The 15526-nt window shown below is 58.0% G+C and carries 13 protein-coding genes; 9 read left to right on the top strand and 4 right to left on the bottom strand.

Annotation, left to right across the window (positions count from 1 at the left end; all coding sequences use genetic code 11):
• Window positions 1-14: 14 nt before the first annotated feature.
• The 3 genes from AC4FIA_RS00750 (at window position 15) to pnp (ending at window position 3766) form a co-directional block, all read left to right on the top strand.
• Window positions 15-965: a calcium-binding protein gene (locus AC4FIA_RS00750; protein ID WP_490364328.1), complete on the top strand. Its 951-nt coding sequence runs from the start codon at window positions 15-17 to the stop codon at window positions 963-965.
• Between the two features lie 149 nt (window positions 966-1114).
• On the top strand, window positions 1115-1384 hold the full coding sequence (rpsO, locus tag AC4FIA_RS00745) for a 30S ribosomal protein S15 (RefSeq protein ID WP_103909156.1): 270 nt from the start codon (window positions 1115-1117) through the stop codon (window positions 1382-1384).
• A gap of 240 nt (window positions 1385-1624) precedes the next feature.
• Window positions 1625-3766: a polyribonucleotide nucleotidyltransferase gene (gene pnp, locus AC4FIA_RS00740; protein WP_103909155.1), complete on the top strand. Its 2142-nt coding sequence runs from the start codon at window positions 1625-1627 to the stop codon at window positions 3764-3766.
• A 51-nt stretch (window positions 3767-3817) separates the two neighbouring features.
• On the opposite strand, the gene AC4FIA_RS00735 is transcribed toward pnp, so the two are convergent.
• The gene (locus AC4FIA_RS00735) at window positions 3818-5185 is read right to left on the bottom strand and encodes a KAP family P-loop NTPase fold protein (protein WP_490364327.1); all 1368 of its coding nucleotides are present in this window, start codon (window positions 5183-5185) and stop codon (window positions 3818-3820) included.
• Window positions 5186-5437: 252 nt separating this feature from the next.
• On the bottom strand, window positions 5438-6124 hold the full coding sequence (locus AC4FIA_RS00730; protein WP_103909152.1) for a response regulator transcription factor: 687 nt from the start codon (window positions 6122-6124) through the stop codon (window positions 5438-5440).
• 140 nt (window positions 6125-6264) lie between these two features.
• Between AC4FIA_RS00730 and ribA the strand changes: the two genes are divergently transcribed.
• The 5 genes from ribA (at window position 6265) to AC4FIA_RS00705 (ending at window position 11326) form a co-directional block, all read left to right on the top strand.
• Entirely contained in the window at window positions 6265-7356 is a 1092-nt protein-coding gene (gene ribA / locus AC4FIA_RS00725; protein WP_490364326.1) for a GTP cyclohydrolase II, read from the top strand.
• Between the two features lie 78 nt (window positions 7357-7434).
• Window positions 7435-8436 carry an LLM class flavin-dependent oxidoreductase gene (locus AC4FIA_RS00720; RefSeq protein ID WP_490364325.1) on the top strand — a complete coding sequence of 334 codons (1002 nt, stop codon included), beginning with the start codon at window positions 7435-7437 and terminating at the stop codon, window positions 8434-8436.
• A complete protein-coding gene (locus tag AC4FIA_RS00715; protein WP_490364324.1) occupies window positions 8433-8945 on the top strand; it encodes a L,D-transpeptidase family protein in 513 nt (170 codons plus the stop codon). Before AC4FIA_RS00720 ends, AC4FIA_RS00715 begins: the two co-directional genes overlap by 4 nt.
• A 144-nt stretch (window positions 8946-9089) precedes the next feature.
• Complete coding sequence (gene dctP, locus AC4FIA_RS00710; RefSeq protein ID WP_490364323.1) at window positions 9090-10103, top strand: TRAP transporter substrate-binding protein DctP; 1014 nt, start codon at window positions 9090-9092, stop codon at window positions 10101-10103.
• The gene (locus AC4FIA_RS00705) at window positions 10103-11326 is read left to right on the top strand and encodes an FAD-dependent oxidoreductase (protein ID WP_490364322.1); all 1224 of its coding nucleotides are present in this window, start codon (window positions 10103-10105) and stop codon (window positions 11324-11326) included. Before dctP ends, AC4FIA_RS00705 begins: the two co-directional genes overlap by 1 nt.
• Before the next feature lie 109 nt (window positions 11327-11435).
• On the opposite strand, the gene AC4FIA_RS00700 is transcribed toward AC4FIA_RS00705, so the two are convergent.
• Both AC4FIA_RS00700 and AC4FIA_RS00695 read right to left on the bottom strand, forming a co-directional pair.
• Window positions 11436-13322 (bottom strand): TRAP transporter large permease, encoded by a 1887-nt coding sequence (locus tag AC4FIA_RS00700; RefSeq protein ID WP_490364321.1) that lies wholly within the window; start codon window positions 13320-13322, stop codon window positions 11436-11438.
• Window positions 13323-13325: 3 nt separating this feature from the next.
• Window positions 13326-14099 (bottom strand): cyclase family protein, encoded by a 774-nt coding sequence (locus AC4FIA_RS00695; RefSeq protein WP_490364320.1) that lies wholly within the window; start codon window positions 14097-14099, stop codon window positions 13326-13328.
• 268 nt (window positions 14100-14367) lie between these two features.
• Between AC4FIA_RS00695 and AC4FIA_RS00690 the strand changes: the two genes are divergently transcribed.
• Window positions 14368-15459 (top strand): autotransporter domain-containing protein, encoded by a 1092-nt coding sequence (locus AC4FIA_RS00690; RefSeq protein WP_490364319.1) that lies wholly within the window; start codon window positions 14368-14370, stop codon window positions 15457-15459.
• Window positions 15460-15526: the final 67 nt, after the last annotated feature.

Raw genomic sequence — 15526 nt, 5'->3', positions numbered from 1 at the left:
GTGGCGGATTGGGCATGCTTCTTTTATCGGGTCTCTTGGGTTTGATGGTGTTGGGGTCGACAGCGATGTTGGCCACGCTTCCTATGCCTGACGAAGACAGCGACGCCGATGACGATCTGCTGGCCGATGACCTGTCTGACGATCAGGAAGACGACGAGGTTCAGACCACTGGCGCAGGTGGATGGATCATCGGCGGTGGCGACGGCGCAGATGATCTGACCGGTAGTTTGGAAACCGATCATATGGATGGCGGCGATGGTGCGGACGCGATAGATGGCGACGCGGGCGACGATGTCCTACGCGGTGGCGCGGGCGGCGACCTTCTGACGGGTGGCGATGGTAATGACACCATGGCAGGTCAGGATGACGGCGACTGGATCGAAGGCGGCGATGGGAATGACGACCTGCAGGGCTGCGCTGGGGATGACAGCCTTTCAGGTGGTGCTGGTGATGACAGCCTGACCGGTGGTCTGGGAAATGATGTGTTGAATGGTGACACTGGGAATGACGCGCTGATGGGTCGCGAAGGCGATGACTCGATGTCTGGCGGCGAAGGCATCGATACGCTGTTCGGCGCGTGGGGCAATGACGTGCTCTATGGCAATGATGACGCGGATACCGATTTTTTGAATGGCGGTGACGGCGCGGATACGCTGGTCGCCGGGCAGGGCGATTATGTGTCCGGTGGCGACGGGGCGGACAGCTTTGTCATGGACGCCACGGATATCGGAGCAGCGGCGCATTTCATGGATTACGATGATACCGAAGACCAGATCATCGTTCTGTTTGACGACACCGCAGGCGTCGAGCCCGAACTGAGCATCGAACAGGATGCGGACAATCCGGCGATCACCAATATCCTTTTGAACGGGGATATCGCCTGCACCGTGCCGACCGATCAGGCCCCACTTGTCAGCGACATCGTTCTGGCACCTGAAACGCTGGCGGGCGATTTCGGGGTCTAGCACCGCAACCCACATTTTCCTTCCATTTGTATAGGAATCGACCTATACGCGCGCATCGCTTCGGGTTCTTGGGACCCGTTGTGCTCCACGGGCCATGCTGGACGACATCCCGGCTTGCGCCATAACCCTTAACTCTGAAGGAGACCCCGATGTCGATTACAGCTGAAGAAAAACAGCGTCTGATGAAAGAATTCGCAACCAAAGAAGGCGACACAGGTTCGCCGGAAGTACAGATTGCGATCCTCACCAGCCGTATCACAACGCTGACAGAGCACTTCAAAACCCACAAGAAAGACAACCACTCGCGTCGTGGTCTTCTGAAACTGGTTGCACAGCGCCGTAAGCTGCTGGACTACCTGAAGGGCAAAGAAGAAGCTCGCTACACAGACCTGATCGGCAAACTCGGCATCCGCCGCTAAGCCAATCCGATCTGATCGGAATTCAGGACGCCCGTCTGGTTTCAGGCGGGCGTTTTTTTGGGTCGCCCGCCAAATGCGCAATGGCTTTCAATATGCCGCAAAGTCGTGTATGTGGCGCCCATCTGAGACGTGACGCTTTGACCCCGGCGCATGAAAAGATTGAAGGGGTCGGCGGCAATGGGGCCGCCATTCAAACGGGAGACCCGGAGGGCCGGGAGCGCTCCCATACAGGAAACGCTGATGTTTAACGTTACGAAGAAAACAATGCAGTGGGGCGAGGAAACGCTCACACTGGAAACGGGTAAGGTTGCCCGTCAGGCCGATGGCACAGTCATCGCGACGCTTGGCGAAACCTCGGTCATGGCGAACGTGACCTTTGCCAAGACGCAAAAAGAAGGTCAGGATTTCTTTCCGCTGACCGTTCACTACCAAGAGAAATACTATGCTGCCGGTAAAGTACCGGGTGGCTTCTTCAAGCGCGAAGCGCGTCCGACGGAAAAAGAGACGCTGACTGCGCGTCTGATCGACCGTCCGATCCGCCCGCTGTTCGTTCCCGGCTTCAAAAACGAAGTTCTGGTGATGTGTACCGTTCTGAGCCACGACCTTGTCAACGACCCCGACGTTGTTGCGATGATCGCGGCTTCTGCTGCCCTCACCATCTCGGGCGCACCGTTCATGGGCCCGATCGCGGGCTGTCGCGTGGGCTATGTTGACGGCGAATACATCCTGAACCCCGAGGTTGAGGATATGGATCAGCTGCGCAACAACCCTGAACAGCGTCTGGACCTTGTCGTTGCCGGTACCAAAGACGCCGTGATGATGGTTGAATCCGAAGCGTACGAACTGACCGAAGACGAAATGCTGGGCGCCGTGACATTCGCGCACGAACAGATCCAGCCGGTTATCGACCTGATCATCGATCTGGCCGAAGACGCCGCGAAAGAGCCGTTCGAATTCACACCGCCGGATTACTCTGCCCTGTACGAGCGCGTAAGCGCGCTGGGTGCAGACCAGATGAAAGCCGCCTACAGCATTCTGGACAAGCAAGAGCGCGTTGCCGCTGTTGCCGCTGCCAAAGAAGCGATCAAGGCAGAGCTGTCCGAAGAAGAACTGGCCGATGCGAACCTCAGCTCTGCGCTGAAAAAGCTGGAATCCACAGTTCTGCGTTCGACAGTTGTGAAAGAAGGCAAGCGTATCGACGGCCGCGCGCTGGACGAAGTGCGTGACATCGTTTGTGAAACAGGCCTGCTGCCCCGTACACACGGTTCCGCGCTGTTCACACGTGGCGAAACCCAAGGTCTGGTTGTGACCACTCTGGGCACCGGCGATGACGAACAGATCATCGACGCGCTACACGGCAACTTCCGTTCGAACTTCCTGCTGCACTATAACTTCCCTCCCTATTCGGTTGGTGAAGTGGGCCGCGTTGGTTCGCCGGGTCGTCGTGAAATCGGTCACGGTAAACTGGCATGGCGCGCGCTTCAGGCGGTTCTGCCGGCGGCGACAGACTTCCCCTACACAATCCGCGTTGTATCCGAGATCACCGAATCCAACGGTTCGTCCTCGATGGCGTCGGTCTGTGGTGGCTCGCTGTCCATGATGGACGCAGGCGTTCCGCTGAAAGCACCGGTTGCCGGTGTGGCCATGGGTCTGGTTCTGGAAGATGACGGCTCCTACGCCGTTCTGACAGACATTCTGGGTGACGAAGATCACCTGGGCGATATGGACTTCAAAGTGGCTGGTACCGAAAACGGCATCACCTCGCTGCAGATGGATATCAAGGTTGCAGGCATCACGCCCGAGATCATGAAGAAAGCTCTGGCTCAGGCCAAAGCGGGCCGTATGCACATCCTGGGTGAGATGGCCAAGTCGCTGACAGAAGCGTCCGAATTCTCGGTCCACGCGCCGCGCATCGAAACCATGCAGATCCCGACCGACAAGATCCGTGAAGTGATCGGTTCCGGCGGTAAGGTCATCCGCGAGATCGTGGAAACCTCCGGCGCGAAAGTCGACATCAACGACGACGGCGTGATCAAGATCGCAAGTCCGAACGGCGAGGCCATCAAAAAGGCCTATGACATGATCTATTCGATCGTGGCAGAGCCGGAAGAAGGCGGCATCTACAAAGGTAAAGTTGTGAAGATCGTCGACTTCGGCGCCTTCGTGAACTTCTTTGGCAAGCGCGACGGTCTGGTACACGTATCCCAGATCGAAAACCGCCGCCTGAACCACCCGTCCGACGTTCTGAAAGAAGGTCAGGAAGTGTGGGTCAAGCTGCTGGGCTTCGACGATCGCGGCAAGGTTCGCCTGTCGATGAAGGTCGTTGACCAAGAGACCGGCGAAGAAGCCGCAAAAGAAGAGAAAAAAGAAGACGCGGAATAATCCGCCCTTCTGAAGCTCAAAAGAAGCCCTCGCAGTTTTGCGGGGGCTTTTTTATTCAACTTCGACCAAAAGCTCTGCTACCGCGTTTAGCGCTTGTTGGTGGCTGGGAATGTAGTGAGGGGCCAAAAATACAAACACTTTTGCCCAGTCGTAGTAGTCCCTATCGTCTGGGAATTTAAAGCGCTCTCTTGGAATTTCGAGAAGTTCAGGAAAATCGTCGCGAATTACTCTCATCATCTCCGACTCTGACCTTTCTCTTAATGGATATTCAGTAGCTAATGATCGATCCAATACGAAGGTTTCGGCACGTTCTGGGGTAAGTGATGCTCTCGAAAGATCATCGGTGGAAATCTTCGAATCTAATGTGTTCTCAAATGCTAGATATATAAGCAGAGGTATGTCGAAGTATTGGTCAGGGTAACACCTCAATGCCATTTCGACTCTGAGAAGAATGCGCTCTATTTTTCGCATTCCAATCCCGGTTTTTTGTGTCAGCTTAACTGCCAGTTTAGCGGCGCTTTCCAATGAAAACTCGGCTTGTTCTGAAAATAGCCTTTCTGCCGGTAGCTTGTGAACAAGTTGTGAAACTGCTGACGCTACAGCTTCTTGCGATGCCTCAAGTTTGAGCCGAATATCGACGAACTTTTCAAGGTATGCTTCATCGCCTTCTGTTTGCCCAAAGCGATGATTGGCCAAGTTTTCCAAATGCTCAGTGTTTACCATTAAACAGAACACAAAGCCTGATTGAGAAAAAATCAACTTAGTGGCTTCAAGGAATGCCAATGCGTAATCAGGGTGACAGCGGTCCAGTTCGTCTATTATGACAACCACTTGTTCGCTATCAGACCCTTCGCAGATTGCGGTTCTTAGGGTTTGTATGTGTTCGGGGAGTTCAATTTTCCGAATTTTTTCTGCGGCCATTTGGGACGCAATCAGGTTTCCGGCGGCTTTGGATAGACTGTCTCCGAAATCTTGAATGACATCGTTCAAATGATCAAAATCGCCTAGTGCATCTGTCGCACTGTCTGTGAAAGCGTCAATTACTTCGTCGGCGGCAGAACGCAACACTATCCGAGTTGCACTTTTGGCACCGAGCGCTGCGATGTGTTTTGCTGAGGCAAAAGCCTTTTGAGCCGATGATGCATCTTTCTTAGGGATCGCGTCGACCAATGCGCCAAGCAATGTGACGATCGGGTCGCCGGAGTGGTCTGAAAGTTGGACATCAACTTCAACTACATTTTCACCTGCATCTCTAAGTTGCTGGGCCCATGCCTTTCGAAAAAACGTCTTCCCGCGACCAAACCCAGCCTCAATCGAGACAACTTTTTCGGTGTCCAGAGACTTGATTAGGTTCGTGAAAGTTGTGCCGATCTTTGAAAACTCAAGAAGGTCATCGTTCCAAGGCGAAGAATTGGCCATAAATAATCCAATAATTGAATAATCGAGTATCCAACGGATTAGAGTCTGGGAACTGCTCCTATTCAAGAGGGAACAGCCGATTTCTGCAATTTTGACGCGTGGGATTAGTTCTCCGCAAAAAAAGACCCGGGGCTTGCCCGGGTCAGTCCAACAGGGAGGGGTGCATGTGATGACCCTCACATGCGAAGGGAACTGTCAGGGTAACTAACGGACTTTATAAAAGTTCCATTAATCACCCAAAAAATCTGTGCCCTATGACACAAGGCGGTAGCCGCCGCTTTCGGTAACCAGAAGACGCGCGTTCGACGGATCGGGCTCGATCTTCTGCCGCAAGCGGTAGATGTGGGTTTCCAGCGTGTGCGTTGTGACGCCCGCGTTGTAACCCCACACCTCATGCAAAAGCACATCCCGTGCCACAATGCCGTCGGGTGCGCGGTAGAGGAATTTCAGGATGTTGGTTTCCTTTTCCGTCAGGCGCACCTTGCGGTCGTCTTCAGTCACCAGAAGCTTCATCGCGGGGCGGAAGGAATACGGCCCCAACTGGAATACGGCGTCTTCCGATTGTTCGTGCTGACGCAGTTGCGCGCGGATGCGGGCCAGAAGCACAGGGAATTTGAACGGCTTGGTCACGTAATCATTCGCGCCGGAATCCAGACCAAGGATCGTGTCTGCGTCCGAGTCATGCCCCGTCAGCATCAGGATCGGCGATTTCACGCCCTGCTTGCGCATCAGTTTGCACAGCTCGCGGCCATCCGTGTCGGGCAGGCCGACGTCCAGAATGATCAGGTCGTAGTGCTGTTCCTTGACGCGTCCCAGCGCGCTGGCACCGTCTTCGGCTTCGAAAACTTCGAAGTCTTCGGTCAGAATAAGTTGCTCGGCCAGCGCCTCGCGCAGGTCTTCGTCGTCATCGACCAGCAGAATATTTTTCAGTTGGGCCATTGTGGTCCTCCGTGGTTTCAAACGAAAATGTGATCGCTGTGGCGGTTGCGCAAGTTTTGCTGCAAGTCTTTCACGTCCTCGTGTAAACGAAGGCCAATTGTTACAAATGCAGGCGGCTTCCGCAAATTAGAAGGCCCGATATGACGCTCTCTCCTGACCTGACTGAAACACTTGCCCGTGCGCGTGCCGATCTTCGCATGGGGGTGGGGATCGTTCTGACAGGCGAAAGTGGCGCTGCTTTGGTGCTGTCGGCGGAAACCATTGCGCCTGCGCGGTTGGCGGATGTTCTGGCCTTGGGGCTGCCTGCCGATCTGGCCATCACGGGTCGCCGTGCGCAGACTTTAAAGGCGCGGGCCTATGATGGCGACATCGCGCGTGTCGTACTGCCAGCGGATGCCAGCCTTCGTTGGGTGCATAGCATTGCTGATCCGGCGGATGATCTGGCCACGCCGATGAAGGGGCCGTTGAATTCGCGCCGAGAGGGCGATGCAGCCCTGCACCGTTTGGCGATCACTCTGTGCAAATCCTCGCGTCTGTTGCCTGCCGCGGTTGTCGTCCCTGTCGCCGATGGCGCGGCCTTTGCCGCCGAGAATGCGTTGTCTTTGGTCGATGCCACTGCCGCCGCCCCGCATCTTGAAGCGCTCAGCCCGCTGGATCATGTGGTGTCCGCCCGCGTGCCGCTTCGTGCGGCAGAAAATGCCCGCCTGCATATTTTCCGGCCCGAGGATGGGTCTGAGGAACACTATGCCATCGAAATCGGTCGTCCCGATCGGGAAAAGCCTGTTCTGGCGCGTCTTCATTCGGCCTGCTTCACGGGCGATCTGCTGGGATCGTTGAAATGCGATTGCGGGCCGCAGTTGAACGCGGCGCTGAATGCGATGGGGTCCGAGGGCGCAGGCATTCTGCTCTACCTGAATCAGGAAGGCCGCGGCATCGGTCTGGCGAACAAGATGCGCGCATATGCGCTTCAGGATCAGGGGTTCGACACGGTCGAGGCCAACCACCGTCTGGGCTTTGAAGATGACGAACGCGATTTCCGTCTTGGGGCGCAGATTTTGGGCAAGCTCGGCGTGTCGCAGGTGCGGCTACTGACAAACAATCCGGCCAAGATCGCGCGCATGGAAGACTGCGGGATCAAGGTGGCCGAACGTGTGCCCCTGAAAGTGGGCGAAAACGAACACAACACCCGCTATCTGGCGACCAAGGCGGCCAAGTCGGGCCACATGCTGTAACACGCAAAGTTGGGGCTGCATTGATGCGGCCTTGCGTCTTGCGCGTTCATGCATAGCTTCAGGACAAAGGAGATCGCGATGAAGTATTCGCTGCTTGATCTGGCCCCCGTTCCCGAAGGCTCAGACGCCGCTGACGCGCTGCGCAACACCGGTGATCTGGCGCAGCACGCCGAACGCTGGGGCTATCACCGCTATTGGCTGGCGGAACATCACAACATGCCCGGCATAGCATCGGCGGCGACGGCCGTTCTGATCGGCCATGTGGCCGGTTTGACCAAGTCGATCCGCGTGGGGGCTGGCGGCATCATGCTGCCGAACCACGCGCCTTTGGCTGTGGCCGAGGCATTCGGCACATTGTCCACGCTTTACCCGAACCGCATTGATCTGGGCCTTGGCCGTGCGCCGGGGGGTGATCACGCTGTGATGCAGGCCATGGGCGTGACCCATGAACGCGCTGACCGCTTCCCTGACGAGGTGGCCGAGCTTCAGCGCCTGTTCGGCCCGCTCAACCCCGCCGCAGCCGTCAACGCCCATCCAGGCGCGGGGACCGAGGTGCCATTGTGGATCTTGGGGTCGTCCCTATACGGCGCACAAGTCGCGGCGCATTTCGGGTTGCCCTACGCCTTTGCCTCACATTTCGCGCCTGCCGCGCTGGATCAGGCGTTCCGCGTCTATCGCGACAAATTCAAACCCAGCGACACCTTGTCGAAACCGCACGCGATGATGGCGATCAACGTGATCGCCGCCGATACCGAGGCCGAGGCGATCCGCATCCGCACCTCGATGCAGCAGGCGTTCTACCGTCTGCGCAGCGGCCAACCCGGCAAGCTGCCTTATCCGGTGGACCGGATTGAAGATGTCGTGCCGCCCCAGTATCTGGCGGGCGTGAATGATGCACAGCGTGTGTCGGCGGTGGGCACACCCGATCAGGTCGAGGCGCAGATCAAGGCGTTTATCGATACCTACCAGCCGGATGAGGTTATCCTGTCGGGCCATATCCATGATCACAAAGCCCGCCTGCACAGCTACGAAATCGCCGCGGATGTGATGGCGCGCCTGACCCGGAAAGACGCCGCATGAAGCCCACCGATATGGTTCTGACGCGGCAAGGGCTGCGGTTTTGCGGGCGGTTGTGGCCCTGTTCCATCGGCAAGGGGGCCGTCAAACGCGACAAGCGCGAAGGTGATGGCGCGACCCCTGCGGGCGAACACCGGATTGTCGGCATGCTCTACCGTCCCGACCGGATCGCACGGCCTGCGGATTGGGCGGTGCCCATCGGGCCATCTGATCTGTGGTCGGACGATGTGGGGCACGAAGATTACAACCAGATGGTCCGCGCGCCATATCCCTATAGCCACGAAAAGCTGCGCCGCGCCGATCCGCTTTATGACATCGTGATCCTGACCGACTGGAACTGGCCCTACGCGGAAAAGGGGCGTGGATCGGCGATCTTCCTGCATCAACGTCGCCGTGCCGGATACCCGACCGAAGGCTGCGTCGCCTTCCGCCGCGATCACCTGCGCCAGATCGCGCGGCTGATCCGGTACGAAACCCGCCTGATCGTGCCCGAAGGTCTTGCCATCGATTAAGCCGCAGGCCCGTTTCGCCGCCACCGTTTTGTATCCATCCTGTGAATATATCGCATGGTGATATTCAATTTTCTGAAGCCTCAGAAGTTTCCTACCTTTTAGTCCGACAGGCGCGGTGACGTTGCCTGAGACAGGGAGGATAGCATGAAACTTCAGAACTCCGTTGCGGCGCTGGCCGTGACGCTTGCGGCTGTGCCCGCCATGTCTGGCGCCGAGACGCTGGTCTTTGCCACGACAAACCCCGCACAACACCCCATCAATCAGGGTTTCCTGATCCCTTGGGCCGAACGCATCACCGCCGCCGCTGATGGCGCGGTCGAGGTCGACATCCGTCATGGCCCGATGCTGGCGAACCATACGAACTTTTACGACCGTGTGATCGACGATGTAGCCCAGATCAGTTGGGGCATGACGATCTTTAATCCGGGGCGCTTCCCGTCGACGCTCGTGTCGACTGTGCCGTTCATGGTCGAAAGCTCGGAACAAGGCTCTGCCGCGCTTTGTGCGATGTACGAAGACGGTATCTTTGATGACGACTTCAACGACATTCAGCCGCTGCTGTTTGTTGAATTCCCACAGGCATCGATCCACGTGAAAGGCGGCACGCTAGAGGTGCTGGATGACGTGGCAGGTCGTAAGCTGATTACATCCAGTCCAGCGGCAGCCGCCATCGTGGAACAGCACGGCGGCGCGCCGCTTTCGTTCAGCATTGGCGAACAATACGAGGCGCTTCAGCGTGGTGCGGCGGATGGCACAATCCTGAACGCGACTGCCATGGCGGGCTTTCGCCTGAACGAAGTGACAGACACCACCCTGATCGCGCCCTTGGGCGGTGCAATGGGCGTTGTGTTTATGTCCAAGGATCGCTGGAATGCCCTGTCCCCCGCAGCGCAGGACGCGATCAAAGCGGAATCCGGCTGTGATGCCAGCCGTAACTTTGGCCAGTTCATTGACGGTTGGGAGGCCGAGGCCATGGCTATGATCGCCGCTCAGGACGGTCATACCGTGACCGAGGCAACGCCGGAACAGGTCGACGCCCTGCGCGAACAGCATTGGCCCGGTCTTCTGGAAGGGTTTTCGCACGCGGTGCCCGGTGGCATAGTGCTGATTGAACAGTTCGGTGCCGCGCTGACCAAAGCCGGAGAAGGGGGCGCTTGATGACATCCAGAATGTGGCGCAAGGGACGCAGAGTTGCTGTGTCCGGCGCAGGCCCCGGCGGGGTTTCAGCAGCGCTAGAGCTGCTGAACCAGGGCTATGACGTGCGTATCTACGAACGCGCGCCAGAGCCCAAACCCTTGGGCGGGGCGGTCTTGTTGTCGACACCCGTGCTCGCGATTTTGCGGCACTACGGGCTTGATGTCGGGCCGAGTTTCGGCAGCAAGACAATTGTCGAGTTCCGCAATAACAAGGGGCACGTGCGGGCCAAGCTACCGTTCAACGAAAAGGTTGAAAACGCGCTTGGCATCCCCGGTTGGCACTACGGCGTCCTACGGTCGACGGCCTTTGGCAAAATGCTTGAGAAGCTGCCTGACGGCGTGATCGTCCCGAACCGTGCGGTCTCGGGTTATCAGGAAACCGCCGATGGCGTGCGCGTGTTGTTTGAGGATGGCGAACCCGAAGAGGCTGACATCCTGATCGCCGCAGATGGCATCCGGTCAAAGGTTGCCGAACAGGCGTTTGGCGATCCCAAACTTTTCCACGTGGGCCTGCGAGTCTGGCTTGCATGGTGCGAAGATTTCGGCGGACTGGATCGCTCTGTTGGGGCGATCACCCACGGTCGTGATGTTCAGGCCAGCTTCTTTCCCATGCTGCACGAAGGCAAACCCGGATGGGAATGGTGGGTCGTCGAGAAGTCAGGCGAGGGGGCTGAAACCCCCGCAAACCCCGAGGCGCATCTTCGGGAAAGGATCAGCCACTTCGCCGATCCCTTGCCGCGTTTCCTTGAGCACACGAACTTCGATACGCAGGTCTTCCGCTGGGAAATCTACAACCGTCCGTCGCTGGAGCACTGGACCAAAGGACGGATGGCGGGTCTTGGCGATGCGGTTCATCCGGTGTCGCCCTATGCGGCTTATGGCATGGGCATGGCGATTGAGGACGGCTATTTCCTTGCGCGCGCACTGGGCGGTTGCGATCTGTCCAGCAAGGCAGGCGTAGATGCGGCCTTTGCCCGCTACGAAAAAGAGCGGGTCGCCTACGTAACACACCACGTGGAATTCGCCCGTAAGCTTGGCAACCAGTTCCACCATGCCCCCAAGCCGGTGGCATGGTTGCGCGACACGATTTTCGACAACACTAAAACGTTGGAGAAACTTATCACCAAGGACTACCTTAAGGATGCCGAGGTGATGTCGCTTAGCCTGAAAGAACTGCATGTCTGATTAATGCAGAGCAAGGTTAAAGGGCCGTCCAACAATGGGGCGGCCCTTTGCTTTTGCGATCATTGTGTATCCTGAGCAGTGCAGCCCGCTGTACGACGAGCCGCGATCCTTATTGCATCGTGCCGGGCAACCACAGCGCCAGTGCAGGAAAGGCCAGCAGCAAGGCCACCTTGACCACGTCCGCCAATACAAACGGCAATACCCCTCGCATGACTTTGCCGATGCCAACCTCGGGCTGAAGGCTTTTGAGCACGAACAGGTTGATCCCGAACGGCGGCGTGATCAGCCCGACCTCGACCACCACCAGCATCAGGACGCCCCAATAGTTGATGTCATAGCCAAGCCCTGTCACCAGCGGCGTGACAACTGGCACTGTGATGACCATCACCGCGAAACTGTCCATCACCGCCCCTAGCAGCAGGTAGAACACCACCAGTGTCGCAAGGATGATGATCGGACGCGTATCCAGACTGCCGATCCAGTTGGTCACCATATCGGGGGCCTGTCCCATGTTCACGAAAAAGGAAAAGATCAGCGCGCCAAAGATCAGTCCGTAAATCAGGGCCGTGGTCTGCGTCGTTTCGGCCATGACCGAAAGAAAACGGTCGCGGCTGAGCCGGCCGCGTGCTGCGGCAAGAAGGAAAGCCCCGACAGCGCCAACAGCGGCACTTTCAGTGGCGGTGAAAATCCCGCCGTACAGCCCGCCGATCACGGCACCGAACAACAGAGCCACGGGCAGCGCTGTGCGCAGGGCAGGTAGTAGCGGTGTCTGATCAGAGCTGACGTCATGAAGCTCATTGCGCCGCACGACAACCCATATGGTGATAAAGTAAAGGCACAGCGCCAGTAGGGCGGGGACCATGGCAGCCACAAACAACGTCGCAATAGATTGTTCGGTCAAAAGCGCAAACAGAATGATCGCGCCGGACGGTGGCACCAGTGCGCCCAATGTGCCGCCCGCGGCGACTGTGCCGCTGGCAAAGGATGGCGCGTATCCCCGTGCCTTCATCTGCGGCAACGCGATGCGGCCAAAGGTGGCTGCGGTGGCAATCGACGACCCGCTGACCGCACCAAAGCCTGCACAGCCCGCAACGGTGGCATAGGCCAGACCGCCACGTACGCGCCCCAAAAGCGCATGGGCCAGCCGGTAAATATCATCCGAGATGCCCGCAGCCACAGCAAAACTGCCCATCATCAGAAACAACGGCAGAGTGGCGACCTGAGCGTTGGAGAGGAACTCGCCCACATCGCCTGCCATCACATTGCCAGCCGCAGGTGCGCCGATAAACAACGCGGTTCCGCCAAGTCCGATCAGACCAGATACTGCTGCCAAGGGGATTTGCGCAAAGACGGCAAGCCAGAGAAGGCCAAAGGCCAGCAATACGAAGGTTGCAGGTTTGGTCTGAGCAAAGCCGGACAGGCCGCGCAGGTCTGCGATGGCCCAGACCAATGCCGCGCCCAGCAAAAGGACAAAGGTCGCGACGACGGCGGTACCGAAGGGGCTTGTCCTGCCAGCGAGGGTTTGCGGAATGTGGGCGTCGTGAACTGCATTGCGCACCTGCGCCAAGGCCGCGACGCCCATGGCGATCGAGACGACGAAATAGGTGGGCGCCAGCGGCCATTGCAACAGCAGGGTCTGGCGGCCTTGGTCGTGATACTTCACGGCAAGACCCCATGTCTTCCAAGCAAGGATCGCGAAGAACAGTCCCAACAGGGCGGATCCCGTGACGGCCAAGCCCCTTGTCAGATGCGGTCCGAAATGGCGTGCCAGTAAATCGACCTTAAGATTCACGCGACCCACTGCGCCGGCAGGAAGGGTCAACGCGACAGCCATGGCAAATACCTGTCCCATCACCTCGTTCAGGGCGACAACCGCGCTGCCAGCAAGCCAGCGCAACAAGACATCCGCCACGATTACAAGCGCGCCGCACAGCATTCCGAGCACGGCCAGCGCAGAAAGCCCTGCGCTGAACTGGTCAGCCCATCCTTTTGTCATGGATCAGTCCTTCAGGATCGCGACAGGGCGACACCACCCGGCGGATCCCTTTTCGACCTTTACTGGAAAGGCCATGACCTCAAAGCCGGTGGAGGGGAGGGTATCGCGGTTCGCCAGCTTTTCCATGTGGCAGTACAGCGTCTCGGCCCCTGCCTTGTGACCTTCCCAGAAAATCGACCAGTCTCCAGTTTCGCGGATGCGGGCCATCTGGCTTGCCAACGGCGCATCCCAACTCCATGCGTCTGTTCCGCAGACGCGCATCCCGCGTTCCGTCAGCCACAGCGTCGCCTCGCGGCCCATGCCGCAACCAGCAGCGACGTAATCGTCATGACCATAACGCGATCCGGCGCGGGTATTCACCAAAACGATATCACCGGGTTTCAGGTCATGGCCGATCCGGTCCAGTTCGGCCTCGACCTCGGCTGCGGTGACGACATGGCCATCGGGCCGTTCGCGGAAATCAAGCTTTACGCCCGGACCCATGCACCACTCCAACGGGATCTGATCGATGGTCATGGACGGTTCGCCGTTGTTCATGGTGGGGTGATAGTGCCACGGGGCATCCATATGGGTGCCGTTGTGCGTGGTAAGCTCAAGCCGCTCGACAGCCGCGCCCTTCTGGTCGAGTTGCTGCTCAACCGGCATCCCGAAAATCTGCTCGAACTCTTTCGCGCCCGCATCATGATCGACGTAGGTGATCTTGGGGCCCAAACCGGGCGGATCGCTGGCCACCTTATCAGTAAGCACAACGGACAAATCGACGATACGTCTGGGCACGCGGAATCCCTCCCTTAAATCAGCGTTCCGCGCGACGGTATCGCGGGCGCGTAGCTTCGGTCTAATGAATGAAAGCAATGGGTGACCTTGATGCCGTGAATGCATCGAGCGGGCCGAACCGCCAAAGATGTATTCACAAGGTGAATATTTCACATGAGGGGAAAGGCTTTCTGTTCCGCCGTCCGCCACCGCTACCCTGCCGGTCAGACGCGTGAAAACTCGGGCCGGAGGAGGCCCGTCGCGTGAAAGTTTGACGAGGAGGACAGTTATGAAATCGATGTATTTGGCGGCCGCAATCGCGGTGACCGCCACAACCCCGCTGTACGCCCAAGACGGTCCGCCGGGTGGCCCTCCGGGCGGTCTGCCACCAGGCGTTTTGGGGCAGATCAATCTGGGTAAGGCCGGATTGTTGGGCAGCTTTTACAGCAACGATGCCTTTGGCACTGCCCAGTTCCGTATCGGTCAGGGACGTTCCACCATCGGCGCAGCAGAGGCCCCCTTTGCCCCGCAAACAGGGTACGAGGACGGGGCGAGCAACGTGATCGTTCCTTTGAACGCGCTTAAGATGTTGCCGGACGGCAAGTCCTATCTGCGATTTGGACTTGAGCTGAACTGGGCTGACGGCAGCGACGAAATGATCGAGCTGAACGGCGATATCGCGCGGCTGGATGTTCAGTATCTGACGTTCCCGAATGTGAACACGATGCTGAGCATTGGCGCGTTCTATAACAAAAGCGATCTGGAAATTGTCGGCGCGGGCACGGTCAAGAATGACGGCTATGGTCTGCGTGCAGACGTGCTGCACAAGTTTGCACCCAATTGGGGTGTGGCATCGCGCATTGAATACGCGTGGGGCGAAACAGAGCTTGAGGTCGAGGCAGGCCCCGGCATGACGCTGCGCCATGTTCAGGGTGATGACCGTCTTTATTTCCAGACCGAAGTGATCGGTGCCTACACATCGGATCAGATTGCGGGGCTGGGTTCTTGGGTGTTTCATCCGACATTCGGTATGAACTTCCAGCGCAACTTTATCGAGGAAACCACCGACAGCTTTGGTGTCTCGTCCTCTGGCGTTGTCGGGGATACCGAAGACTACGGAGCTGTCTGGGCTGTCGCGCAGTTTGAAAAAGAAGCGCCCCCCGGCCAATGGTCGCCAAGCTTTAAGCTCGGTTTGGAACACGAATACGCCAACGATCTGGATCACTACGTCGAAGATCGCAACTCGGCCATTCTGGGCGTGGGTTTGTCGCACATGGACAAACGCGGAAACCGTGTCGATCTGTCTTACACGCGCCATCACGGGCTAGAGGGCAAGCGCTACAATCAGGCGCTGGTCGCGGCCTTTACGGTGAACTTCTAAAACGATCCCTCGTGGTGGTGTCCGGGCCGGTTGCTCTGGCCCGCCACAAAAAAGGCCGCTGGAGCAC

This window comes from Thalassococcus sp. (assembly GCF_982780845.1).
The sequence above is the reverse complement of the archived record's forward strand: the minus strand, read 5'-3'. Positions and strand labels throughout refer to the sequence as shown.

What these genes read in the sequence shown, in the direction of transcription:
- pnp (WP_103909155.1), top strand. Translation starts at nt 1,625, where the DNA reads ATGTTTAACGTTACGAAGAAAACAATGCAGTGGGGCGAGGAAACGCTC.
- AC4FIA_RS00690 (WP_490364319.1), top strand. Translation starts at nt 14,368, where the DNA reads ATGAAATCGATGTATTTGGCGGCCGCAATCGCGGTGACCGCCACAACC.
- AC4FIA_RS00705 (WP_490364322.1), top strand. Translation starts at nt 10,103, where the DNA reads ATGACATCCAGAATGTGGCGCAAGGGACGCAGAGTTGCTGTGTCCGGC.
- rpsO (WP_103909156.1), top strand. Translation starts at nt 1,115, where the DNA reads ATGTCGATTACAGCTGAAGAAAAACAGCGTCTGATGAAAGAATTCGCA.
- AC4FIA_RS00730 (WP_103909152.1), bottom strand. Translation starts at nt 6,124, where the DNA reads ATGGCCCAACTGAAAAATATTCTGCTGGTCGATGACGACGAAGACCTG.
- AC4FIA_RS00715 (WP_490364324.1), top strand. Translation starts at nt 8,433, where the DNA reads ATGAAGCCCACCGATATGGTTCTGACGCGGCAAGGGCTGCGGTTTTGC.
- AC4FIA_RS00750 (WP_490364328.1), top strand. Translation starts at nt 15, where the DNA reads ATGCTTCTTTTATCGGGTCTCTTGGGTTTGATGGTGTTGGGGTCGACA.
- AC4FIA_RS00735 (WP_490364327.1), bottom strand. Translation starts at nt 5,185, where the DNA reads ATGGCCAATTCTTCGCCTTGGAACGATGACCTTCTTGAGTTTTCAAAG.
- AC4FIA_RS00700 (WP_490364321.1), bottom strand. Translation starts at nt 13,322, where the DNA reads ATGACAAAAGGATGGGCTGACCAGTTCAGCGCAGGGCTTTCTGCGCTG.
- ribA (WP_490364326.1), top strand. Translation starts at nt 6,265, where the DNA reads ATGACGCTCTCTCCTGACCTGACTGAAACACTTGCCCGTGCGCGTGCC.
- dctP (WP_490364323.1), top strand. Translation starts at nt 9,090, where the DNA reads ATGAAACTTCAGAACTCCGTTGCGGCGCTGGCCGTGACGCTTGCGGCT.
- AC4FIA_RS00720 (WP_490364325.1), top strand. Translation starts at nt 7,435, where the DNA reads ATGAAGTATTCGCTGCTTGATCTGGCCCCCGTTCCCGAAGGCTCAGAC.